This is a genomic window from Streptomyces sp. NPDC056160 (genome assembly GCF_042268205.1).
Taxonomy (GTDB): Bacteria; Actinomycetota; Actinomycetes; order Streptomycetales; family Streptomycetaceae; genus Streptomyces.
This window is the reverse complement of record NZ_JBHJUW010000056.1, coordinates 20,040-43,681: the sequence shown is the minus strand read 5'-3', so window position 1 is coordinate 43,681 and position 23,642 is coordinate 20,040. Positions and strand designations below refer to the sequence as shown.

Here is a 23,642-nt window from a genome sequence, read left to right as displayed (position 1 = left end):
GGCCATAGTTTGACGCTGTGTCACACGTGCGAGGTCAGCCAGTTCCCGTAGGACAGGAACGTGTCGGGAAGACGTCGGTGAGCCGCCTCCAGACTGGCGTACGTATCCCGCACCATCGGGTGGTACTTCGCCTGCTGCGGCGCCGCCCGCCGGGCCTTCAGGAGGCTCTTAAACGAGGCCTCCAGGCGCCCGGCCCACATCTGGGCTCGTGCCACCTCCGCCCAGTGGTGGCTCTCCCTCGACTTCGGCCAGTCCCGCGGAATGTGCACGCCGTCCGCCGCCTCGATGGCCTTCCCGTACTCGTCCAGCTCAGCGAGGACGGACACCCGGTGCACTTCCACGTTGGTGTCGCCGAACGCCATCCACAGCACCTTCTGCGACTCACCGGTCCGGCCCGCGATCTCCTTCGCTTCGGCCAGGTGCGACATGGCCCGGTCCTCGTCGTGCGCACGGCCGGCCATCACCGCGCCGCCCAGGTGTAGCTGCCCGTTGACGACGTCCCGCTCGCGCGAGGCTTCCGCCTGTTCGATCGTGCGCAGCCCGAGGTCGACGAGGCGCTGCCCGGTGCGCCACTTGCCCTCTCGCAGGTACGTCAGGGCCCGGAAATACTGGTAGGCCCCCCCGAAGACGGCGCTGGAGGCCCGGTTCGCTGCCCAGTCCATCCGGGCGAGGGAGAGCTGCGCGAGGTCGGCGTACCCGAGTTTCGTGGCGACGTCGTACGAGGTGCGGTACAGGGACGAGAGGACGAGCCACCCGCCTGTGCTGCTCTGTTGGTGCGCGGCTGTGGTGGCCTCCTCGATGAGCCCCGCGACCGTGCCGGCCGCCTTCTTGATCTCCCCCGCGCGCACCGCTGCGCACAGCGCCTCCGCGTCGTCCTGGAGAGTTTCCAGGGGCCGCGGAGAGATGTCGGGGTCGGCGCCGAGGTCGTACACGTCCAGCGCTTCCCGGATAGGTGCTATCAAGACGTCCAGCTCGTCCGCGCGCAGCTCGTCCGCGTAGGGCTGCCCGACGACGGTGGAGACCTCTACCCGCATGGCGCGGGCACAGCAGGCGATGAGGTGCGGAGTGGCCGCCAGGTGCCCCTGTTCCACCTTGGTCAGAGTGCTGTACGGGACCCCGGCCAGGTCAGACAGGGCCCGCTGGGTGAGGTGACGTTCGCGGCGCAGGCGGGCGATCCGTACACCGATGTGGTCTTGCGGCAGAGCATGCATACTGTCTCCTGTTCTGCTTCGACACCAGAACCGTACCCGCGGTCGGCTCCGCCGGTACAACCAACAGCCCCACCGTCTCCGGACGGTGGGGCTGAGTTCATCAACCCGCTGGGGTCAGGGCCAGCGACCTGTGTGAAACGCCCGCACACGACGAAAGCGGCCTCGTCCTCCTGGAGGAGGACGAGGCCGCAGTGGCGGGGGGCTCAGTGGCCGAGGGCCTCGTACAGGCCGAGGACCAGGGCGCCGACCGAGGTGACGGCGGCGAGGGACGGCAGGGGCCAGCGGGCCCGCTCCAGGGTGCGGATACGGGTCTCGTGGTCGGCCAGCAGGTGCGAGTGGTCTGCGATCGGCAGCGAGTCCAGCTTGGACGAGACCGACTTGACCTCGTCGTGGGTGGCGCGTACCTCGGCGTACACCTCGGTCGGGGTGATGACCACCGAGCCGTCCGGGATGGGGGCCGAGGGAGTCATGGGTCAGGCTCCCTCGCCCGGGAAACCCTGGCGCGTCGGTCGGTTGGGTACGGCCCACGTCACGCCGTACGAGGCGAGGACGGCGAGCACGATGGTCACGCCCTCTCCGGTGGTCAGGGAGCCGTCCTGCACGGCCGTCGCCGCGGCGGCGGCGCCGGCCGCGAGCCCGCCCACGACGGCCTTCCACATGGCGGAGATCTTCATCTTGTGGTCCTTCCTGCGCCGGTCAGGCGGCGACGGTGAAGTGGTGCTTCTTGCCGAGCTGGGTGAGAGAGACGCGGCCGGGGATGCCGTCGGCGTCCGAGCCGCTGTACCCGAGCGACCGCTGCCACCTCGCGTAGGCGGCGATGGTGGTCGTGCCGTACGAGCCGTCACTGGCGTAGGCAGCGGCCAGCAGCCCCTCGTCCTTCAGCGCGGCCTCGACGATCCGGACGTCTGCTGCGTGGGTCTGGTGCCCTTGAGCGGCGCCCGGGTCCGTGCGCGCGGCGGCCAGCACGTAGGCCAGGGACACCCGCTTTGCCGGAGCGCTCGGCAGTGTCCCGAGCAGGCGCCGCAGAGACGCCTCACCGGGCACGCCGTCCGAGTCCGCCCCGGAGTACCCCAGGCTGCGCTGGTAGTCGGCGTAGTTCTCGGTGTCGGCGTCGCCCCAGTCCGGGCCGGGTCCCTGCCTGTAGTGCTTCCCGCAGCCGCGCGCGACCAGGGCCTCGCCGACCTTGGTGACGTGGTCGCCGTGCGCGCCGTAGCCGTAGACCAGGCCGTTGATGGTGACCTGGTAGCGGGCGATCCCCGAGCCGCTCGGCTGGCTGCCGCCGGCGCCTCCGCTGCCGACAATCTTCTTGGCGCGGGCGACGATCTCAGCGAGCTGGGCGACCACGTGAGTGCCGGGACAAGAAGTGTGCCCACCCCAGTTGCTGCCGCCCATGGCGTGGTAGCCGAGGCCTCGCCCGTTCGGCGAGTCGGCGACCTGGAGCGGGACGCCGTACCGCGTGTGCGTCCAGGCGAGGGCCTCCGCGTTCCGGTCGAGCTGGGCGCTGGTCAGCGAGTCGCCGCCCTTGCCCTCGTTCTCGATGGACAGCCAGGTCCGGTTGCCGCCGGCCTGAGCCCAGGCGCGGTCGGCGGTGTCGACCCACTGGCGCAGGGCGCCGGCGCGGCTGGTCCCGAAGTGCGCGGAGGCCTGGGCCTCGGGGTGGTTGCGGAACCAGGAGTCGGTGCCCTCGAAGCTGCCGTCCATGATGTGGACGACGAGGCCGCGGACGGACTCCTGGCCGTCGGCGGTGAAGTTGCGCGGGATGAGGCGCTGTTCGGCGCCAGGCATGCGTGCCATGGGGACTCCAGACATGAGGAAAGCCCCGGCCAGTCGGCGCGGGGCGGTGGGGGTGGGGGCGGCTGTCAGTGGCTGTGCACGATCTGAAGGGCGCGCCAGATCTGCTCGCCGGGGTAGCCGGGGTAGGCGCCGCCGGGCGATCCCTGCGTGGTGTGCCAGGCACCCCACGCGGTGAGGTCGGCCTGCCCGATATCGGCGGACGGGGTGTAGCTCCCCGCGCCCACCGCGACGAGGCGCTTGGCCGCCGCCAGGACGAGGGGGCTGGTGCGGCCGACCCTGAAAAAATCGCGCCCCGGGTAGGGGGCGTAGGCGGCGGCTGCGCCGGACGAGGTCTTGATGAGGGCGGGGTCGTCGACCCAGTCGGGGTCCGCGGTCACCATCGGCGAGCAGTAGCGCGGGTAGCCGTACCCGTACACGTTGGCGTCGGACCGGTTCCGTTCCCGCAGGTAGGCGCCGTCCCCTTCGGGGGATCCTGTCACGTTCGTGTTGAATTCGATCGTCCAGATCCGGGTCGCGTCGAACTGCCACACCAGACCGATGTGGTCCTGGCCCTCGCTGCCGATCAGGACGTGCGCCCCCCGGGCGGGGAACCAGCTCCAGCGGCCCCAGCTCTGGTACTCGGTGACGACCTCGGCGCAGTCCGGGGTCTGCGGCATGATGCTGATGTCCCCGGCCCGGTAGGCCAGCCAGAGCTGGCCGATGACGCAGTACGACAGACCGTCGTAGGACGCCATACCTGGTGTCTCTTTGGCGTATTTGTTCAAATTGTTCCAGGTGCCGTCGTTGTCCTCCTTGTACCCGATCAGTGCTTCCTGGGTGCCGAGGTCGATCAGCGTGTCCGGGGCGATTGCTGCCACCACGTGGGTCCTCCTCTCAGGCCGGGTCGAGGACCCGCCAGCCGACCGTGGACGTGTCGGTGCTGGACGTCGACTTGATCGTGAAGCTGGTGCCGGCGGTGCGGGCGTTGACGTAGACGGAGCCGACGGCGCCGCCCGGTGTCTGGATCGTCAGCTGCACCACGCTGTTGGCGCCGATCGCCGTGGTGTTCACGGTGGCGGTGCCGGCGGCCAGGACGGCGGTGCCCATCCGCGCGGCCGCGCCACCGCTCGGGACGACCGTGCGCCCGGCCAGGACCAGGCTGCCGTCGCCCGGGTCGAGGCGGGTCACGGTCCCGGACAGGGCGTTCGCGGTCACCGCGGCCAGGCCGAGGACGGTGGCGATGGTGCCTGCGTCGGTGCGCAGGCAGGCGGTCGCGCCGCTCGCGGGCGCCACCTCGGCGATGCCCGCAAGGACCACGCCCTTGGCGTTGCTGGTGAGCCAGACGGATGTGCCGTCGCAGGCCTGCGTGTTGAAGCCGGTCGCCGTGTTCCCGGTGCCGCCGTAGACGGTCAGGCCGGTGGTGACCTGCTCGGCGCCGCAGCCGGTCAGGGTGACGGCCGTGCAGCCGTCGAGGCGGTACCCGGTCGGGGACTGCTGCACAGCGCAGGCGGTCAGGCTGCTGTACGCCATCCCGTCCAGCCAGAACCCGCCGGTGACGCAGCCTTCGGCCGAGCAGGCGATCAGCGAGGTCGAGGCGCCGCCCAGCACGGTGTCCTGCGGGGCCTGGAGGTGGAAGGCGATGCCGCCGCACGTGCGCACCCGCACGCGGTGCAGGAGGCTGGCGGCGAGCTGGTGGCAGAACACCCCGTCCCCGCCCCACGACTGGATGAGCAGGTCGCGCAGGGTGATGCCCGTAGTCGACGGCGCCGCGTACCGCGTGAACCGGATGGCCGAGCCGAACCCTCTGCCGGGCCCGGACAGCTGAAGGTCCTGCAGCGTGATGCCGCTGACATCGGTCCCGACGATGCCGTCGTTGTTCTGGTTGGTGGACTGCAGGACCGACATGCTGCCGTCGCCGCGCGCGTTCACGTTGCTGGCCCAGGTGATGGCGTTGCTCAGGAGGTAGCGGCCCGCGGGGATGTAGAGGGTCCCGCCGCCGGCGGCGCTGGCCGTGTCGACCGCGGCCTGGATCGCCGCGGTGTCGTCGGCCACGCCGTCGCCCTGGGCTCCGAAGGCTTTGACGTTCAGCCAGGTCAGGGCGCCGGCCGTCGGGCCACCGCCGATGCTGCCCGCGTTGTGGGCCTCCACCCAGGCGCGGGAGGCGCCGCCGGCGTCAGCCCACATCCCGGTCACACCGTCCGGCCCGCGGAAGCGCGGAAGGAACCCGAAGGTGTCGGCCTTCACGGTGGTGGTGCCGGTGCCCGCCGCGTCCTGGAGGTCGGTGTACTGGGTTCCCTCCGAGCTGGAGTCCCAGAACGTCACGACGGCGCCGGGTGCCACGGCCCACAGCCCGTCTGTGGGGACCACGACGTAGTCGGCGATGCCGGCCCCGTACTCGTAGCGCGCCATCAGCCCACCACCCAGCTCTGCCCGGTCTCGGGCAGCAGAAAGTCGTTGCGGCTGATGGCGCCGTGGTTGGTCAGCCACACCTGCCCGGCCCGGCCGGTCGTGTCCGACCGGGGGTAGATCGTCAGGCGGGCGATGCTGTCGGAGCGGACGTAGCCGAGCACGTAGTGGGTGCGCGACGGGGGCCGGTAGGCCTCCGGGATCAGCACCGGCAAGCGGCTCTCCACGTTGGCGGCGAGGGAGGGCGCCACGTACTCGAACGTCCCGAGCCGCAGGGTGACGATGCCGCTGCGCAGCTCCAGGACGCTGCCGACGCGCCATCCCCACGACAGGCCCACCGACGAGTCGATCGAGATGACGTCGGAGGACTCGTAGATCGTGGCCCATCCGGTCACGGTCCGCAGGATCAGCCGGCCGGTGTCCACCTCGAAGCCCAGCTCGCCGGGCGTGGCGAGCGGGTTGCGGGTGGTCGACGTGCACGGCCGGACCCGGGTCCCGACGTACAGCTCGGCCCGGGTCACGGTGACCGTCCCGGACCCGCTCGGCACCGTGACGAGCGCGAGAGGGATCTCGTAGACGCCGGTGGTGCCGGTGTCCTGTACGAGCGCCGGCGCCCCGGCCCCGGGGGTGCCCGGGCGGATGGCTGCCTTCACCGTCCAGTCCGCGCGGTCCAGGCGCAGCACCACCCAGTCCACGCGGGTGGTGCGGGATGCGTTGGCATCGACGGGCAGGGTGGTGACGGTGCTGCCTGAGTCCCAGGTGTGTCCGCGGACGGAGGCCTGGGCGCCCGGGCGGATGGCGACCGCCAGGCCGGTTCCGGCTGAGGCGATGGCCGGGTCCGCTGGGGAGCCGTAGACACCGTCGTCGCTGAACCGCGCGGCCATCTGCTCGTACTCCAGATCCGTCACAGCCCGGTTGTTGTGGCCTGGGCTGGGCCAGGAGTCCTGCGCCACTGGTGCTACCTCGTTTCCAGTCGTCCCAGTCGGCGGGCCAGGTCCCGCACGGTGCGGACGGTCGCCGTGGTGGTGGTCTTGTCGGAGGACCCGATGACGGAGGTCACGACCTCGCCGCCGTCGGGGGTCGCCTCCAGGCGGATGGTGCGCACGGTGTCCACCAGCTCCAGGCCGGTGGGGAGGACGACCGTGACGCGGTCGCCGAGCCCGTAGTCACGGCCGGCCCGCAGGTCTTCGGTGTCGACGGTCTCGGTGGAGATGGAGGCCTGCGGCCCGTCGTCGCCCAGAGCGAGCGTCCCGGCCTGCGTCAGCTCCCCGCCGGTGTCGTCGGTGATGCCGCTCTTCTCGACCAGTCGCTCGACCCGGTACCAGTCCGCCGCGGCCCCGCTCGCCACCTCCACGAACACGCGAAGATTCGGGGGCGTCGCCTCCTGGGAGGGATCGTTTCCGCCCTGGACCAACTCGTTGGTGCCGGTCGGCGCGGCCAGCGTGAACGCGAGTTTTCGCAGGTTGCCGAGCCCCTGTGAAAACCGCGCCGTCTTGGTGCGGTCCGCTGGCGCGTACACCCCGAACAGGATCTGGTCGCCGACCTGCCGGGTACGGAACCCCAGCCCATCGGTGGCAGCCGCCGTGCGGCAGGCGTCCAGCAGCGGCTCGAACCGGGTGCTGATGGACCGGGCAGTGCCTACGCCGGCGACCGCGTCGAGAGCCAGGCGCTCGATCCTGCGGGCGGCCAGGGCGCCGGGGCCGCAGTTCTCGTTCACCAGCGTCCGGATGATCGTCTCCGCATTCGTCGAGCTGATCTGCCGGACACGGTTGGTGATCGTCTCCTGGGCGGTGAACGCCTTGGCCGGCTCGGGGTAGGTGAGGTAGCCGGCCACCCTCGCCAGGTCGTCGCTCCAGGACACGGTGACCGTGCCGGGGCCTGCGTCCTGCGCGAGGTCCCAGGTGTAGTCCTGCGGTTGCTCCATCGGACCCGCGCACCAGATCTCCTTGTCCCGGATGAGGACCAGGCGGTGGCCGGGCTGCAGCAGCTCCATGGCGTCCGGGTAGGCCGGGAGCGTCACCGACCCGGACGCCGGCGCGTTGAAGTTCCGCTCGCAGGACAGCTGGGTCCATCCGGCGAGCGGGTCGCCGAGAACGTTGAGGTTGCGGTCGGTGACCAGCAGTTGGATGCTCATGCCGTCTCGTACCTCGGGTAGAAAGTGAGGTCGACGGCGCTGCCCGCTGAAGCGCCGGTGAGCTGGAAGACGACCGGAGTGTCGCCGGGCGGCAGCGACCACAGCACGGCGCTGGGCCAGTTCAGCCCGGCCACCAGGTTCTCGCCCGCGCCCGAGCGCACGCGGGGTGGGTCCGTGGACACGGTCACCGTCTCGCCGGCGAGCAGCGGCCCGTGTGCGGTCGCCGTCATGTCCAGCGTGAAGCTGTCGGCGGTGTCGTCCCTGGTGAACACGATCTTGGTAGCCGGGCCCGTGATCGTCCACACCGGCCACACGTCGACGTCGCCGGGATTGGTCACGGTGGTGGCGCCCAGGACCTGGCTGGAGGAGACCGTCGGGAACGGGACCAGGTAGTCCTGGGGGGCGCCGGTCTCGCGGTGCACGACGACCGCCGTGGCGTCCTCCCAGTACGGGTCCTCGGCGAGCAGCGTCACTACGGCGCTGTCCCAGGTGATCCCGGTCGCTGTCTGCCCGCGCCCGTCCCAGCCGTCCTGGTAGTAGACCTGGATGCGCCGGATGGAGCCGTCCGGCCGGGCCACCTCCAAGATCCCCGGCGTGCGTGAGCCGTCGGGATTCTGGCGCAGGGTCCTCGTGAAAGCGGTCCCCAGCCCCCGCCAGTTCTTCGTGAACGCCATGTGATCGGCGCCTTTGACGAGCACCGGCCACACGATCGTGCGGGCCTGCGGCTGGACGTGCCGCAGCCGGGTGCCGCCGCGCGGGTGCGGATCCGAGGTCAGCGCGTACGGCGCCGCACCCAGACCCGACACCCCCTCGGCCAGCGCGTACCAGTCCGCCTCGAGGTCGGTCATCGGCCACCGGCGCCCCGCCGGGTCGACGTACGTGATCGACGCGTAGCCGACCTCGGGCACGTCGATGGGCGGGGGCGTGCCCGAGCCCGGGTCCGGTGGCGTGACGACCGGTGCGGTGATCAGGGGCATTTACCGTGGCCTCCCTACGCGCTGCCGCGCCTCCTCCTGCCGCTGCAGCAGCCGCAGGTCCTCCACGCCGATCACGCTCGCCCGGGGGTAGACGTTGTACGTCACCGCCGGCCGGTCGACTCCCGCCACCGGCGCGGCCACCGGCGGTGCCGCTGGAAGGCCGGCCCTGATCGCACTGCGGCCGACGGGCAGTCGGCCCTCGTTCAGGGCATCCATGAACCGGACGCCGTACTTGGCGACCGCCGCGGCCTTGACCATGTACTCGCCGGTCGATCCCCAGACCGGGATGCTGTCGGAGGTGCTGGTGCCCGGCCCCCACAGCAGGCCGCCCTGCGCCAGCGCGACCCCGCGCTCCTTCATCTCCTTCACGAACGTGCCGGAGCCGGGGATCGCCTTGATCTGCTTGGCGTAGAGCGGCGCGAGGTGGGCGAGCATCGGCCAGCTCACCCCGGCCGCCACGACGTCCGCGACGCCAGCGCCCTTCTTCCCGGCCAGCACGCTCAGCAGCTGCGTGGCCGCCGTCAACTCGTCCGCCGTCAGGAGCTTCTGGCCGGCCTTCACCGCGGCGTTCGCCTTGGCCGCCGCCGCCGACGACTTGACCGCCGCGGCGGCCAGCGCCATGGCGTTCGCGTCGCCCTGCCCCGCCAGCTGCATGGCCAGGTCGCCGAACCCCATCGAAGCCAGCTTGAGCAGGTTGGCCTGAAACTCCTTGCTCCCGGACGTCGTGGCGTTCAGCTGCCGGGTGTAGTCCGCCAGCGTGGCGGCCGCCGTCGGCGCCAGCTTCCGGAGGTTCCCAATGATCTCGTTGAACTGGCGGTTGGACGCCTTCGCCAGCGCGGCGACCATCGCCGCGCCCTCGGCGCCCAGGCCACGGAGCTGCTCGATCACGTCGGCCCCGCCCCGCGCCGCGATCTTGCTGAGGGCGGCCTCGTACGCCGCGTTCGACCGGACGGTGGACGCGAGCGTCTTACCCCAGTCCGACAGTGAGAACGTCTGCCGGTACCGTGCCTCAGCCGCCTTCGCCGCGTCCGTGGCGGTGGCAACACCGCGGCGGGCCTTGGCCACCGAGTTCTCCGCCGCCACCAGTTGTGCGTGCGTGTGGTGCTTGTTCTTGCGGACCTGCTCCAGGCGGGCCTCGGCGGTGCGGAGCGTGTCCACCGCGTTGGCCTGCGCCCGTAGCTTCTTCGTGTACTCCTCCCGGCTGATCGGCTGGTGCGCCGACGAGTACGCGGACTGCACATCCGACGCGGACCGCAGCACCCCGGGCGCCGCCGTAGGCGTGTACGAGAACCCGGCGACCCCGCCGCCCGCGAACCGCTCGGCGTTCAGCGCATCGAACATCGCCACGCCGTACCGGTCGACGGCCGCCGCCTTGATGACGTACTCGCCGTTCGACAGCCAGGCCGGGATGCTGTCCGAGGTGGCCGTGCCGGGCCCGGACACCGGACCGCCGATCGGGAAGAACGACACGTCGCCGCCGTCGGCGTAGCGGTGGACCCGGCCACCGCGGGCGTACTTCGACTGCCCGCCCTCGCCCTTGGTGGGCCTGCCGATGGTGTTGTGCTCGGCGCGCTCCCGCCGGATCGTGGTGATGGTGATCGTCTTGCTGTGGATGCTGGCCAGCTCGGCGCGCGCGTCCGCCAGCTTCTTCTCCAGGTCGGCGATGTCGCCCCGGATCTTCGCCGTCTTCGACGACGGTGCGTGCTTCAGCTTCTCCTTCGCGTCCGCCAGCTTGGCCTCGAGGTCGGCGATGTCGCCCTTGAGGAAAGCCGTCTTGTCCGGGGCGGCGAGGATCTGGTCGGCCAGGGCCTTGGCCTGGTTGCGGTTGAGGCCCATCTGCTGGGCGTTCGCGATGAGCTGCTGGCGGCCGCGCTCGTAGATCCCGGAGACCGCAGCCCACGAAGCACCGGACTCCCGGGCGGAGGACGTCGCCTCGTCCGTCTTCGCCGCAAGGTCGCTGAGCGCCTGCGCCGCGGCGCGCTGCTTCTCCGTGCCCACGGACAGCTGCCCGTTGTTGTACGTGAGCACGCCGGCGTTCTTCTGCGCGGCTTTGCTGGCCGCGTCGATCGCCGCTTCGAACCCGATCATCCCGCCCAGCGCGCTGCGGTTGACGTCGTTCAGCGCGATGATGCTCTGCCGCAGACCGTCGGTGCTCTTCGTCTGGGCGTCCAGCTTGGCCTGGACTTGCTGCGCCTGGGCGCCGAAGAGCCCCATGCTCTGCGCCGCCAGGTCCTGCTCGAGGCGCTGCCCGGCGAGGGCGTCTGTGTAGTTGTCGAGTTCGCCCGCGAGTTCCTTCGCGGCGCCGGGCTGTGCGGCGTAGATGTTCTTCAGGGCCTGGGCGGCGAGGTCCGCCTTGCCGCTCTGGACCAGGTTCGTGAGGCCCTTGTCGAGGGCGTCGATGTCCTCCTTTGCGGCCTTGAAGGTGTTCGACTTCCCCATGCCCAGCGTGAAGATGCTGTTCATGACGTCGTTGAACTTGTCCATCCCGGACGCCTTGCCGGCCACCCGGTCTGCTGCGGAGGCGAGTCCGTCGAGGTCCGTGCCGAAGACGCGGACCAGCTCGCCGGACGCCTTCCCGGAGTGGCCGAGGCCGCCCAGCGCCGTGGTCATCTTGTCGACGTCCGGTGCCGCCGCCCGGTTCTTGCTGGACAGGGCGTCGAGCGTGATCAGCAGCAGGCCGATGCCGGTCCCCGCCGCCGCGACTTTCGCACCCCGGGACAGGCCACCGATCGCCGCGGTCGCCCGGCCGAGGACACCGGTGGCGCCAGCGGCGGCCGTGCGCATGGCCATGAGCTGTGTGCCGATGGCGAGCAGCGCGGCCTTGGCGGCGCCTCCGCCGGCGGCGGCCAGGCGCACGGCCTTGATGGCGATGGCCAGCTGCAGCAGGTCCGCGATCGCCTCGGGCGGCACGGCTGAGACGACGCCGCTCAGCGCGTTGACGACGTCGAGCATGCCGACCCCGACGTCGGAGCCCGCCCGCAGGACGTTGATCAGCGCGTCGCCGACGTTCTCCAGGGTGTCCCACACCGCGGGCCCGTTGGCCCGCGCGTAGTCCATGAACTCGGAGACCCCGTGCCCGACTTCACCGGCGTCTGCCTTGGCCATGAAGATCGTCAGGGAGTCGACGGCGTGGGACATGGTTCGGTCGGCGAACGTGGTGAAGCGCGTGTTCAGCTTGTCGAACCCAGGGCTCTCGATGGCGCCACCGACCAGGGTGAGCAGCCGGTCGAACTGGGTGGAGGCGCCCTTGGCCAGGCCGGTCGTCTCGGGGAGCAGGGCGTTGGTGATAGCGATGCCCTTGTTGAAGGGCTTCATCACGTCGCCACTCAGGGAGTCCGACCAGTCCTGAAAGTTGTCCTTGAGCAGGCCGACCGCCACGGCGGCGCGCTGCGTCTCGGGCGGCAGCTTGGCCAGCGACTGCTGGTAGGCGACCTGCGCCTTCACAGCCTCCTGAGAGTTGCGGCCCGAGGTGCGGACCGCGTCGTCGTACTTCTGCTGCGCCTCGACAGCGTCGGTGATCCCGGCGATCTGCCCCTTCAGCGCGAGCCCGTACGCGGCGGCCGCGACTGCCGTCGCGCCGAGTTGTCCGCTCAGGTGCAGCGCGGCGCCGGCCAGTGCCGCGGTGGCGGGGATCGCCGCGGGGGCGAGGCTGATGAGGTTCGCCTTCAGCGCCTCGCCGAGCTTGCCGGCCTCGTCGCCCAGGTTGCGCACGGAGTCCCGGGTGGCGTGCGTCGAGTCGCCCAGGCGGCGGGCCGCATCGTCCGCGGCGAGGAAGCGGCCGCGTAGGTCGCGCAGCTGGCCGTCGCTGTCGGCGTTGATCCCGGCCAACCGCAGCCGCAGCCGGTCGGCGCTGTCCGCCGTGCCGTTCAGGACGCGGGACAGCTCGTCGCGGCCGGTGAGAGTGAAGGTGAGGCGCTCAGCCACCGGTCACCTCCTCACCTGCTGATGTGGTGCTGGAGCCAGGCGACCGCCGACTCCAGCTCGTCCGCCGACAGGCGGCTGATCTCCCAGGGCCGGATGTGCAGGTAGTGGGCGAGCAGCCACCGGTACTCGGTGATCAGCCCGCGGAGTCCTCCGGGCCCTGCACCAGGTGGCCTTTTCCCAGCGCGGTCAGCGCCGCGTCCACGTCCGCACGGTCGTCGGCGAGCTTGCGCAGGTGCGGCAGCATGGCGTCGATCGCGGAGTCCTCGCTCGCGGCCAGGGCCTCGGCCATCAGGTTGTTGAGGACCTCGTCGATCTCGGGCCGCTCGATGCGGGCGGTCAGCCGGCGCCGCCAGCCGGGGATGTCGAAGGTGTCGAACTTGAGGTCGGGTTGCGTGCGGCGGCGTACGGCCCACAGGACGGCCCGCATCGCGGTGGGGTCCTGCCCGCGCAGCCGGTCCTCGATCATCCGCCACGGGGTGTCGCCCATGGCCTCCTCGATGGCGGCGGCCTCGATCGCGGACAGGTCGTCGGTCGAGACCCGCTCGGTGCTGCCGTCGTCCTGCCGGTACGAAATGATCATTGGTCTTCCTCTTCACTGAAGGTCCCGGCGGACATCGCCGAGAATCCGTTCGACTTCGGCGCGCATGCGCGGGGTACCGGCCTGCACGGTGCGCGACCACCAGCCGGTAGGCCGCGCCCACTGGGTGGCCCACCGGCGGCGGTTGCCGAACACCGGGTGCCTGACGCGGCCGTTCTCGATGACCCAGGGCATGTTCCGCAGGTCCTCGGGCAGCCGCCCGCGGTCCACCCAGACACGGGCGCCGGGACTGGCGCCCTGGCGGACGCTGATCCGGACCGCGCCCGCCAGGGTGGCCCGCAGCGGCCTGGCCGTCGGCGACGGCCCGCCCCGCACCGTGCGCCCCGGGCCCGGCAGTTGCACGGTGCGGATGGCGCGCTGCAGGTCGCGCTGGAGGGGCTCGGCCGCGCGCCGGATCCGGCGCGCGGTGTTCTGCCGCAGCCGCGGCCCGCCGGCGGTACGCAGGCGGCGGGACAGCTCGATCAGCTGGCCGGTGCCGAGAATCTGAACCGAGCTGGGCACGGCTCAGCCGCCCGCGGCAGCCGGGATGGCGACGTTCTCGGCGGGCTCGGACGTGATGGCGAACTGGGCCATGATCTGCGCAGCAGCGTCCAGCTCCCGGACCTTGGCCTGGGAGGTGACCTGCACCGGGTAGACGTCCATCGTCTGCGTGGGGACGTCGCCCTCGTCCATCCACACGATGAACCCGCGCGCCTCGCGGATCAGCAGCTTGCGGACGTCGTCACCGTCCTTGCTCGCCCAGAACGTCAGGGAACTCTCAGCGGCGGTGATCTCGCCGGGCACGTTCGGCGTGAACCGTGACCCGAGGGCCGCGGTGGCGACGGTGGCGGAGGTGGTCTGCCACCCGGCCATCGCACCGGTCTCACCCTCCAGCGCGGTGCCGGCGTCCAGCTCCGTCCTGGTCGGGCTGTTCTTGTTCGCGATCACCGGTACCCACAGGACGCGGGTGGTGCCGCGCCGGTAGTACCGCACCGACTCCTGGATCGACGCTGCAGGCATCAGCTGACTCCTTCTTCGCGTTCGCGCCGGCGGCTCTTTGCCGCGGCTCTCGTCTCGTCCGCGGCGGCGGCCTGGTCGTCGCCGACGACCCTCCAGCCGGACCGCTTGTACACCGGCACCGAGACCTCATGGACCTCGATACGCTCGTCGATTCCCTCGTGCTCCATCTCGACCACGGGGGCTCCTCTCTACGTGAAGGCGCGGCCCGCCACCGTCAGCAGCAGCACCGCCTGGACGCCCTGCTCGGTCTGGTCCTGCGTCAGCTGGCTCGCCTCGACGGCGGCCTCCAGCGACCGCAGACCGATGGACGGGTCGACGCGCAGCCAGGCCTCCACCCGGGCGCCGATCTCGTAGGCCCGCATCCGGGCGGCCCGGACGTCGGTGTCGCCCCGGGACGCGATCGCCGCCACGGTGACCTGGAACTGCTCCTCGCGGCCGCCGCCAAGGTCGGACCAGCCGCCGACGGTCTGGGCGGCCTGCATGTCACCGGCCGGGTCGCCGTCGAAGCCGACGATCAGCCAGTCCGGCGCGGACGTGTCGGTGACCTCCGGCCCGTCCGACACCTCCACCTCGGCCAGGCCCGCGTCGGCCCTGCCCAGCGCCACCAGGGCCTCGATCACCTCGGGGACACGGGATCCCATTACGCCACTCCAGGGGGAAGTCGGTCGGGCTCCAGCAGCTGCAAGGCCCTGTTGGGCACCGCGTAGCCGAGGCCCGGGATCGGTTCGGTCACTGAGTAGTCCTCGCCGCCTCCGGCCAGCCCGCCGCGGCGGCCGGCGCGCTGCGTGCGCCACAGGTGCTCGAGGATGATCCGGGCAGCGCCGGTGATGTTCGGCCGGACGATGGTCCGCCCGGCCCGGTAGGTGAAGCGGAGCCGTCCGGACAGGCGGCCACCGTCCAGCCGGTACACCTCGCCGCTGGCGCCGTCCACGCCCAGCTCGGCGACGTCGTACGGGACAGCGCCCGTCAGGAGGGAGGCGACGGCCGTCACCTCCAGGACCGGGGTGTGCAGCAGCACCACCGCCGCGGCACGGCGGACCTGGTGCTCCTCGGTGATCGTCCGGGCGACGACGGGCCCGACGTAGTACTCCACGACCCGCGTGGTCGCGGTGTTCCAGAAGCGGATCTCCTCGTCGTCCCGCGAGTCCCGCTGGTTCAGGTGCGCCCGGGCGTCGGCCAGCGACAGGATCGCCGGCGGCGTCTCCTCCTGGACGTCGAACACGTCGGTGTACGCGGCGGCGGGCTGCGTCCACAGCCAGCGCACCGAGTGCCGGCCGGGCAGCGTGGTCACGTAGTCGGCCTGGTACGTCCCGCTCGTGCCGGTCTCGGTGGCGGCCGGGGTCACGGTCGTGCCGTCCGGCAGCGTGACCGTCACGACGGCGGTCGCCGCGGTGGCCAGGGCGCCGCCCGGGTCCCGGCACTCTCCGGTCAGGCGCACGGTGGCGCCAAGGTCGTACGGCACCGCGCCCCCTCTACTTGGTGGAGCGGCTTCCGCGCCCTCGCCGCGGCTTCCCGTCGTCCCCGGCCGGGGACGGGGTGGACAGGCTTCGCTGCTCGCCGGGATCGGCGGTGGCCTGCTCCACCTGCGGGCGCCGCGCGGCGAGATGGGCGTCGACCGACTCGAAGCTGGCCTCGCGGCCCTGGACGATCGGGTCGTCGTCGTCCAGCAGCTGGCCCGCGCGTACGACGCGGGGGACGCCGTCGGCGTAGGCCGAGAACGACTTCGTGCACCGCAGTGCCATGGGGTGTCTCCTCTCCGGGCATGCTGCGGGCCCCGCCCCAGTCGTGGGGTGGGGCCCGCAGTGGTCCCGCTCGATCAGGCCGCGGTCGCGACGTTGAGCATCCGGAAGCCACCGTCGTTCACCGAGTCGGCGCCGACCCGGTACCAGGCATACCAGCCGCGCTGGCCGGTCGGCCTGCGGTTCGCACCCACCAGGTGGGGGATGAACTCGACGGTCATGCCGACCCGGTCGGCGATGACGTAGTTCTGGAAGTCGCCGAGGATCAGGATCCGGTTGTCGCCGGCGGCCGCCGGGTTGAAGCCGGGGTCCATGTCCTCCGCCTCGAGCGCCGGGCGGCCGACCAGCTGCGGCGGCACGTCGGCACCGATCCGCTCCCACAGGTCCGCGCCGCCCTGCGTGTCGAACTGCCGGACGAGGTTGTAGATGTTCCGGTTGGCCAGCCAGGAGGCGTTCGCCCGGTAGCGCGCGGGCAGCGAGCCGTCCATGGCGTAGATGTCCGCCGCCGCGAACGTCTCGGCGGTGGCGGGGGCCATCTCGCTGGCCGTGCCCGCCAGAGCGGTCACGATGCCGGTCGGCTGCTTGACGCCGGTGCCGTTGATGAACCCGGAGGCCTCGTGGATGTCCTTGCCTTCGGCCAGGAGCCGGCCGACCTCCATGGTGACGTTCTCGGCGTCGTCCATCGCCTCGATCGAGATCGGCACGAACCCGTCCGCCTTGTAGACCGGCACCTCGGGCTGCGCGAAGGCGGGCGCGTTGTCCCCGGCCTCGCTGCCCTCGTCCGCCCACCGCCACTGGACGGCCCCGGCGGACACGCCGTGCCACACGTCGCCGGTGGCGACGACCTGCCGGGCGACCTGCCGGATCTGGTTCTTCGAGCCGTTCGACGTGATGATCACGGTGGGGTCGAGCTGGAACGGCACCAGGTAGCCGCCCGCGTTGTCCGTCAGGGACATGGCCCGCTCCAGGGCCTTCTGCTCCTCGGGCGTCATCATGTGCCCGCGGCCACCGGCCAGCTTGGACCAGGCCCGCAGGTACTCCGGCGACGACGTCGCCAGGCACATCCGGGCGATGGTGCCCTTCTTGTCGTCGAACCGCTCGATGATGTCCGTCGCCGCCACCCTGATGGGGTCGTTCGCCGCACGCATCTTCTCGATCGCCGCGAGCGCGCGGGACCGCAGCTCGACACCGACCTGCTCCGGCGAGCGGTCGAACGTACGGACCTCCGACAGGTCCCACGGGTTGCGGAACCGGCGGTCCTCCACGCTGTCGGGGTTGAGGATCGGGTCGGCGTCGTAGCCACCGCCGACGGACGTCCCCGGCGCGATGGCAGTCGCGGCGGGCCGGCGGTCGGCGGACGTCGCCGCCGACCGGATCCGCTCCAGCGCCGCGGTGCGCTCCAGCTGACGGCGGTGCGCGTCGACTTCAGCGAACTCGCGGGTCAGCTCGTCGAAGGACTGCTCGTCCTCGCCGGTGAGCGTCTCCTTTGCCTGCAGGCGCTCCAGCTCCTGCTCGATGTCCTTCAGGCGGATGAGCGCCTGGGGGTGGGACAGCTGTACGGGCATCTCAGTGTTCCTTCTGCTCGATGGACGCCAGCACTCCGCGCATCAGGCCTCTGACCTCGTCGATCTGGGCTCTGCGGCGGGTGGTGTCCGGGTCGGGCGACGGGTGCCCGTCGGCGGGCGGCGCGTCGGTGTGCGGGGTCGGCGGGTGGCCGTCGGTGGCCGGCGCGCCGGTCGTGCGTGCGGGGGCCGGGTGCTCGTCGGGGAGCGGCGCGGCCTCGCGGGTCTGGGTCTGCTGGTAGAGCAGCGCTGCGGCGACCTCGCGGCGCAGCTGCGGGTCGTCGGGCACCTGGGGTGCCGCGGTCGCAGCGTCGCGTGCCAGGGAGGCGCGGATCTGTTGGGTCAGCTGGTCGTTCGAGGTGAGGCCGGCGGCCATGTCCCGGGCCCGGACGGACACGCTGGTGCCGCCGTAGGCCGGGAAGACGACCGGGCCCAGCTCTCGGCACTTCAGCTCGATCAGCTCGCGCTGCAGCGGTCCGCGGTCTCCGGGCATCCACAGCAGGTCATAGACCTCTTCGGGTTTGACCAGCTTCCCGTTGACGTCGCGCCACTCCTCGCGGACGACCTCGAAGCGGAAGCTCATGCCGTTGACGGTCTGCTCGGCGATCGCGTCCCGGATCGGCTGCATCAGCCAGTTGTCGGTGATGCGGGCCTCCACGTAGAGGCCCTGGTCGTCCTCCCGGAGGTCGGCGATCGCGCCGATCGGGATGGAGCCGATCAGCGGGTGCCGACCGTGGTCGAACTGCATCACGGGCGTCTGCTCGCGGATGGTCTTCTTGAAGGCGCCCTTGCGGATCGTCTCGAAGAACTGGCCTTCCCAGGAGTTGATCTCGGTGGCCTCGCCGAACACGGCGGCGTAGCCGGACAGCGTCCGACCGTCGCTTTCGCCGGCGCCATCGTCGCGGACGAGCTGGAACGGCGCGGACCTCTCCAGGTCCCGCACCGCAGCGGACAGGGGCATCAGGAACCCTCCTGGGTCGGAGCGGGAAGCGCGGCAGGCCCGGCGGTGCCGGGTGCCTGGAGTTGTACGGAGAACAGGCCGGTGTGGACGAGTAGGGACCAGTCGGAGGACGTCACCGCGGCCGTCACGGACGCCGGGGTGTATCCGGCGTCGACCAGCGTGCGGATAGTGCGGGACTGCACGCCCTGGATGTCGGCGGCGTCCCGGGCGTCCTCCCGCAGGAACGGCACGTGCCGGGCGTCGTACCAGAGCCGGGCAGCTCCAGAGGTGCTGCTGCCGGGCGGCTGGACCAGGTGGCCGAACGAGCCGGCGGCCTCCTGCCACAGCGGATGGATCGTGCCGTCCGCGAACCTGCGCCGGGCCTGCCCGTAGTTGCTGTACGTGGCGGCCTTCAGGCCCTCGGACAGACCGACGATGACGGGCGGCACCCCGGCCGCAGCGGCGATCCGCGTCTCGCCGGCGCCCTGCACCGAGCTGAAGTCCATCTGCTGGAAATTGGCCCCAGTCACCGTGACGTCCGCGCCACCGCCCAGGTACAGCGTCCGGTAAGCGTTGTCGACGCCCCGATGGCTGGCCTCCATCTTGGCCTTGAACTTGGCGAAGGCCTCGGGGCTGACCTCGCGCGCCAGGCGGACGACCATGTTCGGCGTGGCCGCGTTCTCGAAGAACCGCCGCTTGTGCCTCGCCATCAGGTTGTCGTTCTGCGTCTCCCTGATCACCGGGGTCAGCCAGGACATGCCCCGGTACGTGGCCAGCGGGTCCGGTACCGGCGCGAAGTGCACGACCTCGTCGTCCAGCAGCGGCACCGGGTCCTCGCCGGGCTCCTGGTAGACGTAGCCCAACTTCCGCCAGCCGAGGTGCCCACCGCGGAAGCGGCGCCGCTCCAGGACGATGAACACCCAGTCCGGCCGCAGCCGCACCAGCTCGTCCCCGTCCCGGGTCCAGTAGCTGTTGCCCGCCAGGTCGGCGTCCTGGATCACCCGGGAGAGCAGGCCCTGCGTCGTGCCGCCCGGCCACGGCTGCTCCAGGATGCGCAGGTCCTGCGAGCCGAACAGCTCGCTGGGCGTGCCGTTGTTCATGCGCTGCCAGATGAACCGTGGCGCGCTGAACACGAACTGGCGCGACGTCATGCAGGCCCAGATCACGGGGTTCGTGGCGAAGAGCGTGGCGTACCCGGGGAGGTCCCCGGGGGCCTTTTCGGCGGCCTGGCCGTGCTGGGTCTGGGCGATGCCCAGCGCGGACCATCCGCTGTAGCCGAGGGCCTCCTGCAGCGCGAGCGCGTAGTCGTCGATGGTGCTGATGTCACGCGTCTCCGAGCGGCGCCGGCGGGCCTGCCAGAGGGTCGTCACGTCGTACCCCCGTCCCCGGTGCCGTCGTCCACCAGCAGCAGGCAGTACGCGACCAGCAGGACGCCGGCGACGGCCAGGCCCACCGCGAGCCCGAGGCCGAGTCCGGCGCCCGCCGCCACCATCCCGCCGCCCGTCATGACGCCCGCGCGGGCACGAGCGACAGGCGTCAACCGAATTCGGCCCACGGTTCCACTTCCTCCTCTGGCTCCTCGATCTCCACGAACAGGCCCCAGCGGGCGAGCGTCGCGGCGACGAGAGGGCTGATGTCGACTCCGACGCCACGGCGGGCCCAGGCCCAGGCGTCACCGAGTTCGCGTTTGCGGGCACCGGCCAGGGCCGTGGCGAGGGGGGCCTGGCCCAGGTGCACGATCCGGCTGGCGACCACGGCGTCGAAGAACTGGCCCGTGGCCTGTGCGACGTCGCGCGCCTTGGTCTGCACGACCGGGACGACAGGCCCCTTCGGCTCGTCGTCCTGGTCCTCGTCCTCGTCGGCGTCCGGCGTCAGCGCGTCCTGCAGGTCGCCGATCAGAGATCCGGCCGCGCCGCTCGGGTCCACCACCCAGCACCGCGGGTGCCACTTCTCCGTCAGCGCCTTCGCCCGCTCGGCCACCCAGTCCGTGCCCGGCCGGTTGTCGATGACCTCTACGTGGACCGCCGCGCCGTTCCGGCCAGCCACGCAGATGGTGGCGTGGCTGCGCTCCGGGGTGACGTCCAGGGCGAACGCGACGGGGTCCTCGGCCTGGCTGTCGGCGTCCTCCAGGGCCTCCCAGGCGTCCCGGCCGATGACGGCCCAGGCGTCGCTCTCGTCGGACGGGTAGTCGCCGACACCGAGCCGCTCACGAGCGAAGATCTCCGGCCCCATCGTGCGCCGCTCCCGTTCGGTGTGCTCCAGCGTCAGCCGGTAGCCCAACGCCGGATTGGCGCGCGCCACCGACTCCGGCGCGTCCGGGTCGTCGTGCTCGGTGCAGTCCTTGGGGCACTCCCGGACGTGCGGGTTGATCGACCACTCCAGGTAGGCCAGCGACGGGTCAGGCACGCCAGCCTCGATCGCCGCGAGCGCGCGGGTTCGGAGACGGGCCAGCTGGACCGACAGCGGCCCGATCCCGGCCGAGCCGAGGTACCAGACCTGCGGGTCCTCCACGGCCGCCAGCGTCGGCATCAGGGCGCCCATGGAGTCGTCCCCGAGGATCATGTCCTCGTCGAGGATGAGGCACTTCCCGGTGAAGCCACGGCCGGACCCGCCTGAGCGGGCGAGGAAGCGGAGCCGCTGCCCAGTCAGCAGCTCGATCGCTTCCTCGCCCGTCGTACGACGCATCCGCGACACCCTCTTGCGCAGGTGGTCGTAGTTCGTGATCAGCGACTCGATCCGACGGAACGCTTCGAGGGCGGTCTTGAACTCGTGCGCCGAGTGGATGATCAGCGGCTCGCCCAGCAGGAAGAGCCCGGCCAACTCTCTGGCTTCGATGATCCCGCCCTTGCCGTTCTGCCGGGCCACGTTGATCGCGACCTCGAACGCGGACCAGGAGCCGTCCGCCTTCTCCCCGAGACCGACGTGCAGGCAGTGCTGCTGCCACGGGTCCAGCTCGAGGCCGGCGGACGCCGCGAGTTCCACGGCCTCCGCGCCCGAGCTGGAGACGAACGGCGGAACAGTCTCGATCCGCGGGCGCTGCGAGCCGTACAGCCGACCGCCGTCAGGCACCGCGGCGCCGCTTCCGCTTCGCGGCGAGCTGGTCCAGGGGGTCCGCCGCCGCGACCGCCGGCGGCGCCACCTTCCGCAGCTCCAGCAGAGTCGCCCTCAACTCCCGCCCGACCACCGCGGCCGACGTCGGAGCGTCGCAGGCAGCGACCTGCTTCGCCAGCTGCAGCGCCACGGCGACCAGGCCGGGCGCAATGTCACTGACGCCCAGCCTCTCGATCTCGGCAAGCACCTCGGCCTCGACGTCCACCGCCCCCACCCCCAATCACCCAGAGTCACGGTTGCGGAGAGTGACGCTCGCTAAATGGGTCGACCTGAGTTCGCGGTGATTAGCGAGTGGATCTTGAAGGGCGCCCACGCGCAAAAATGGGCGACAAGGGCTTTTGGGTCGCCCGCCCGCCGGCGTTCACGATGACCCACGGCCCCCCTCCCCTCCCGTCCTCCGCCCCGAGCCCGGGCTCTCTCACGGACGGCAGAGCAGGGTGATCACCAGGAGCGGGAGGCCTGCCGACCAGTGGGCCGACCGGGCTGACGCCGGGCGTGCTGCCGGTACCACCGCGTGGCCACGGCGGTCATGGCCGGGTCCCGCATGTCCTGAACGCGCTGCATGACGATCGCCTCGCCGGGATCGACGGTGACGATCTCGGCGCTCAGCCGCCGATAGCGGGCGAGCGCCTTGGGGCTCGGCATGGTGTGGATGAGGTAGACGTCCACGGTGTCCCGGTGCCGGACAGCCTCGTCGATGGCCGCGAAGCGGGCTCGGTGCGCGACCTTCAGCAGGACCTGGTCGTGGTGCCACTGCGGCGCTCCGGGACCGGCGAGGGCGAGCGCGATGCGGTCGAGGTCGATGACGATGTCCGTCGCCCGGGCGCGGGCGGTGATCCAGCTGCTCTTGCCTGCGGCCGGTGGGCCGGTGACGACGTACAGCACGCGGCGTCACCTCCTGCGTTGGCACCATGCGTTGCCGCAGTCGATCAGGTCTGGGTCAGCGAGCTGGTCGACGATGCTGTCGGGCGGGTCGCTGGGCTCCATGCCGAGCTGGCGTTCCAGTTGTGTGGTGATGGCGTACGAGGGGCGATCGTGCGTCTCGCAGCGTCGGGCGATGCGGCGCAGCAGGTTCATCAGTCACCACCTTCTGGATCGCCGGTCGAGGGTGGCACCGGTGGTGCGGTTGCCCCGGGCGCTGTTGCAGCGACGGTGCGCGGACCGGGCGTTGGCGGGGTCGAGGAGCGACCCGCCGCGGCTGATGGGCTCCGCGTGGTCGAGGGTCCAGGACCAGGGGTCGCGTGGGTCGAGGGTGCGGTCGATGTCGTGGCCGCAGATCCAGCAGGGGTCACCGAGGGCGCGTACGGCTGCACAGAGGCGGCGGTAAGGGCGTCCGTTGCGGGGGTTGCCTGCCACTGGGCGCCACCTCCAGGTCAGGTCCGCTCGCGTTCGTGGAGGATCTGGGCGAGCGCGCGCCAGGAGTCGGCGAGGCCTTCCAGGCGGGCCATGAGAGGCAGGTTCGTCAGTTCGAGTTCGGCGCGCTCCAGGAGGCGGGCGGAGTTCTCCAGGGCCTGGGCTTCGCTGGGGACTGCCATGGTGCCTCCCCTCTGGCTGGGTTGGTCAGGCGGTGCGGCGTGCTGCAGCGGTGTTGAGGCGTGCTCGGCGCTCGGCGGCGGCGACCTGGGCCTGGGTGTAGATACGGCGGCCGTGCTCGTCCTGGCGGGCGTCGGTCAGGTGCCCGCGCCGCTCCCACGAGTAGATCGTCTGGACGTTACGGCCGGTGAGGGCGGCTGCCTCGCGGATGGTGAACCACAGGGTTCCGTCGGCGGCCTCGCGGCCGTGGGCGGGAGCGTGGTCGGTCGGGTGCGGCATGGTCACCCCCTGGGAAACGCGAGAGCCCCCGTGATGGCGGGGGCTCGGGTTGTGCGTGGGCACAAGTGTGCTGCTGGCACCGGATTATGCAGTGCTGATCGTTACCGTGTCCAGCACGGTGATCTCTGCGGCGCTGGGCCGGTCGCTGGGTCAGCCGGGGTAGTCGTCGCCCAGGACCTCGCGGCGCTCCGCGTTGGCGCGCCGGTTGAGGGCGTTCGTCATGCGGAAGGCGGTCACGGTCAGGGCCAGCCAGACGACGCCGATGACCGCCTGGATGATCGTGCCGACGGTGCCGATGTCGGCTACGGCCACCGCGCGGCCGGCGAACAGGGCGATGAGGCCGGCGCAGAACCAGGCGACCCAGATCCTGAACTTCTCGACTCTCACGGCGCGCTGTACGTCGCTGTAGCTGGCCATCCCCACCCCTTGACCCTTGCTCGTTGCTGTCCGCCGCAT

Annotated in this window: 29 protein-coding genes; all 29 read right to left on the bottom strand. The window is 71.6% G+C overall.

The window, feature by feature from the left end:
• Positions 1-20 precede the first annotated feature (20 nt).
• The 29 genes from ACFC02_RS21755 to ACFC02_RS21615 all read right to left on the bottom strand — a co-directional run bounded on the left by ACFC02_RS21755 (position 21) and on the right by ACFC02_RS21615 (position 23,603).
• Positions 21-1,211: a helix-turn-helix domain-containing protein gene (locus ACFC02_RS21755; protein WP_376359641.1), complete on the bottom strand. Its 1,191-nt coding sequence runs from the start codon at positions 1,209-1,211 to the stop codon at positions 21-23.
• Positions 1,212-1,414: 203 nt separating this feature from the next.
• Entirely contained in the window at positions 1,415-1,681 is a 267-nt protein-coding gene (locus tag ACFC02_RS21750; RefSeq protein ID WP_376359638.1) for a hypothetical protein, read from the bottom strand.
• 3 nt (positions 1,682-1,684) lie between these two features.
• The gene (locus ACFC02_RS21745) at positions 1,685-1,885 is read right to left on the bottom strand and encodes a hypothetical protein (protein ID WP_376359635.1); all 201 of its coding nucleotides are present in this window, start codon (positions 1,883-1,885) and stop codon (positions 1,685-1,687) included.
• A 22-nt stretch (positions 1,886-1,907) separates the two neighbouring features.
• Entirely contained in the window at positions 1,908-3,005 is a 1,098-nt protein-coding gene (locus ACFC02_RS21740) for a peptidoglycan-binding protein (RefSeq protein ID WP_376359632.1), read from the bottom strand.
• 65 nt (positions 3,006-3,070) lie between these two features.
• A complete protein-coding gene (locus tag ACFC02_RS21735) occupies positions 3,071-3,865 on the bottom strand; it encodes a hypothetical protein (RefSeq protein ID WP_376359630.1) in 795 nt (264 codons plus the stop codon).
• Positions 3,866-3,878: 13 nt separating this feature from the next.
• Positions 3,879-5,393: a glycosyl hydrolase family 28-related protein gene (locus tag ACFC02_RS21730; RefSeq protein ID WP_376359627.1), complete on the bottom strand. Its 1,515-nt coding sequence runs from the start codon at positions 5,391-5,393 to the stop codon at positions 3,879-3,881.
• The gene (locus tag ACFC02_RS21725) at positions 5,393-6,298 is read right to left on the bottom strand and encodes a hypothetical protein (protein ID WP_376359624.1); all 906 of its coding nucleotides are present in this window, start codon (positions 6,296-6,298) and stop codon (positions 5,393-5,395) included. The genes ACFC02_RS21730 and ACFC02_RS21725 overlap by 1 nt, the downstream gene beginning before the upstream one ends.
• A gap of 50 nt (positions 6,299-6,348) precedes the next feature.
• The gene (locus ACFC02_RS21720) at positions 6,349-7,524 is read right to left on the bottom strand and encodes a siphovirus ReqiPepy6 Gp37-like family protein (RefSeq protein WP_376359621.1); all 1,176 of its coding nucleotides are present in this window, start codon (positions 7,522-7,524) and stop codon (positions 6,349-6,351) included.
• Positions 7,521-8,501 (bottom strand): phage tail protein, encoded by a 981-nt coding sequence (locus ACFC02_RS21715; RefSeq protein ID WP_376359618.1) that lies wholly within the window; start codon positions 8,499-8,501, stop codon positions 7,521-7,523. Before ACFC02_RS21715 ends, ACFC02_RS21720 begins: the two co-directional genes overlap by 4 nt.
• The gene (locus ACFC02_RS21710) at positions 8,502-12,425 is read right to left on the bottom strand and encodes a hypothetical protein (protein WP_376359615.1); all 3,924 of its coding nucleotides are present in this window, start codon (positions 12,423-12,425) and stop codon (positions 8,502-8,504) included. It lies immediately after the preceding gene.
• A 133-nt stretch (positions 12,426-12,558) separates the two neighbouring features.
• Positions 12,559-13,005, bottom strand: coding sequence for a hypothetical protein (locus ACFC02_RS21705; protein WP_376359612.1), 447 nt, complete (start codon positions 13,003-13,005; stop codon positions 12,559-12,561).
• 12 nt (positions 13,006-13,017) lie between these two features.
• Positions 13,018-13,524: a hypothetical protein gene (locus tag ACFC02_RS21700; RefSeq protein ID WP_376359609.1), complete on the bottom strand. Its 507-nt coding sequence runs from the start codon at positions 13,522-13,524 to the stop codon at positions 13,018-13,020.
• 3 nt (positions 13,525-13,527) lie between these two features.
• Positions 13,528-14,022 (bottom strand): hypothetical protein, encoded by a 495-nt coding sequence (locus ACFC02_RS21695; RefSeq protein ID WP_376359606.1) that lies wholly within the window; start codon positions 14,020-14,022, stop codon positions 13,528-13,530.
• Positions 14,022-14,198 (bottom strand): hypothetical protein, encoded by a 177-nt coding sequence (locus ACFC02_RS21690; protein WP_376359603.1) that lies wholly within the window; start codon positions 14,196-14,198, stop codon positions 14,022-14,024. Before ACFC02_RS21690 ends, ACFC02_RS21695 begins: the two co-directional genes overlap by 1 nt.
• Before the next feature lie 12 nt (positions 14,199-14,210).
• Positions 14,211-14,663 carry a hypothetical protein gene (locus tag ACFC02_RS21685; protein ID WP_376359600.1) on the bottom strand — a complete coding sequence of 151 codons (453 nt, stop codon included), beginning with the start codon at positions 14,661-14,663 and terminating at the stop codon, positions 14,211-14,213.
• Positions 14,663-15,484 (bottom strand): hypothetical protein, encoded by an 822-nt coding sequence (locus tag ACFC02_RS21680; protein WP_376359597.1) that lies wholly within the window; start codon positions 15,482-15,484, stop codon positions 14,663-14,665. The genes ACFC02_RS21685 and ACFC02_RS21680 overlap by 1 nt, the downstream gene beginning before the upstream one ends.
• Positions 15,485-15,494: 10 nt before the next feature.
• On the bottom strand, positions 15,495-15,764 hold the full coding sequence (locus ACFC02_RS21675) for a hypothetical protein (RefSeq protein WP_376359594.1): 270 nt from the start codon (positions 15,762-15,764) through the stop codon (positions 15,495-15,497).
• Positions 15,765-15,838: 74 nt separating this feature from the next.
• Positions 15,839-17,326: a phage major capsid protein gene (locus tag ACFC02_RS21670; RefSeq protein ID WP_376359591.1), complete on the bottom strand. Its 1,488-nt coding sequence runs from the start codon at positions 17,324-17,326 to the stop codon at positions 15,839-15,841.
• Position 17,327: 1 nt separating this feature from the next.
• The gene (locus ACFC02_RS21665) at positions 17,328-18,284 is read right to left on the bottom strand and encodes an HK97 family phage prohead protease (protein WP_376359588.1); all 957 of its coding nucleotides are present in this window, start codon (positions 18,282-18,284) and stop codon (positions 17,328-17,330) included.
• Positions 18,284-19,633, bottom strand: coding sequence for a phage portal protein (locus tag ACFC02_RS21660; protein WP_376359585.1), 1,350 nt, complete (start codon positions 19,631-19,633; stop codon positions 18,284-18,286). Before ACFC02_RS21660 ends, ACFC02_RS21665 begins: the two co-directional genes overlap by 1 nt.
• Positions 19,630-19,803 carry a hypothetical protein gene (locus tag ACFC02_RS21655; protein WP_376359582.1) on the bottom strand — a complete coding sequence of 58 codons (174 nt, stop codon included), beginning with the start codon at positions 19,801-19,803 and terminating at the stop codon, positions 19,630-19,632. Before ACFC02_RS21655 ends, ACFC02_RS21660 begins: the two co-directional genes overlap by 4 nt.
• Entirely contained in the window at positions 19,800-21,332 is a 1,533-nt protein-coding gene (locus ACFC02_RS21650) for a terminase (protein ID WP_376359579.1), read from the bottom strand. The genes ACFC02_RS21655 and ACFC02_RS21650 overlap by 4 nt, the downstream gene beginning before the upstream one ends.
• Positions 21,325-21,579 carry a hypothetical protein gene (locus tag ACFC02_RS21645; protein ID WP_376359577.1) on the bottom strand — a complete coding sequence of 85 codons (255 nt, stop codon included), beginning with the start codon at positions 21,577-21,579 and terminating at the stop codon, positions 21,325-21,327. The genes ACFC02_RS21650 and ACFC02_RS21645 overlap by 8 nt, the downstream gene beginning before the upstream one ends.
• A gap of 236 nt (positions 21,580-21,815) precedes the next feature.
• On the bottom strand, positions 21,816-22,259 hold the full coding sequence (locus tag ACFC02_RS21640) for an AAA family ATPase (protein WP_376359574.1): 444 nt from the start codon (positions 22,257-22,259) through the stop codon (positions 21,816-21,818).
• Between the two features lie 6 nt (positions 22,260-22,265).
• On the bottom strand, positions 22,266-22,451 hold the full coding sequence (locus ACFC02_RS21635; protein WP_376359571.1) for a hypothetical protein: 186 nt from the start codon (positions 22,449-22,451) through the stop codon (positions 22,266-22,268).
• Between the two features lie 3 nt (positions 22,452-22,454).
• Positions 22,455-22,730: an HNH endonuclease gene (locus ACFC02_RS21630; RefSeq protein WP_376359568.1), complete on the bottom strand. Its 276-nt coding sequence runs from the start codon at positions 22,728-22,730 to the stop codon at positions 22,455-22,457.
• 17 nt (positions 22,731-22,747) lie between these two features.
• Positions 22,748-22,909, bottom strand: coding sequence for a hypothetical protein (locus ACFC02_RS21625; protein ID WP_376359565.1), 162 nt, complete (start codon positions 22,907-22,909; stop codon positions 22,748-22,750).
• 25 nt (positions 22,910-22,934) lie between these two features.
• On the bottom strand, positions 22,935-23,186 hold the full coding sequence (locus ACFC02_RS21620; RefSeq protein ID WP_376359563.1) for a MerR family transcriptional regulator: 252 nt from the start codon (positions 23,184-23,186) through the stop codon (positions 22,935-22,937).
• Between the two features lie 150 nt (positions 23,187-23,336).
• Positions 23,337-23,603 (bottom strand): hypothetical protein, encoded by a 267-nt coding sequence (locus ACFC02_RS21615; RefSeq protein ID WP_376359560.1) that lies wholly within the window; start codon positions 23,601-23,603, stop codon positions 23,337-23,339.
• Between the last annotated feature and the right edge of the window lie 39 nt (positions 23,604-23,642).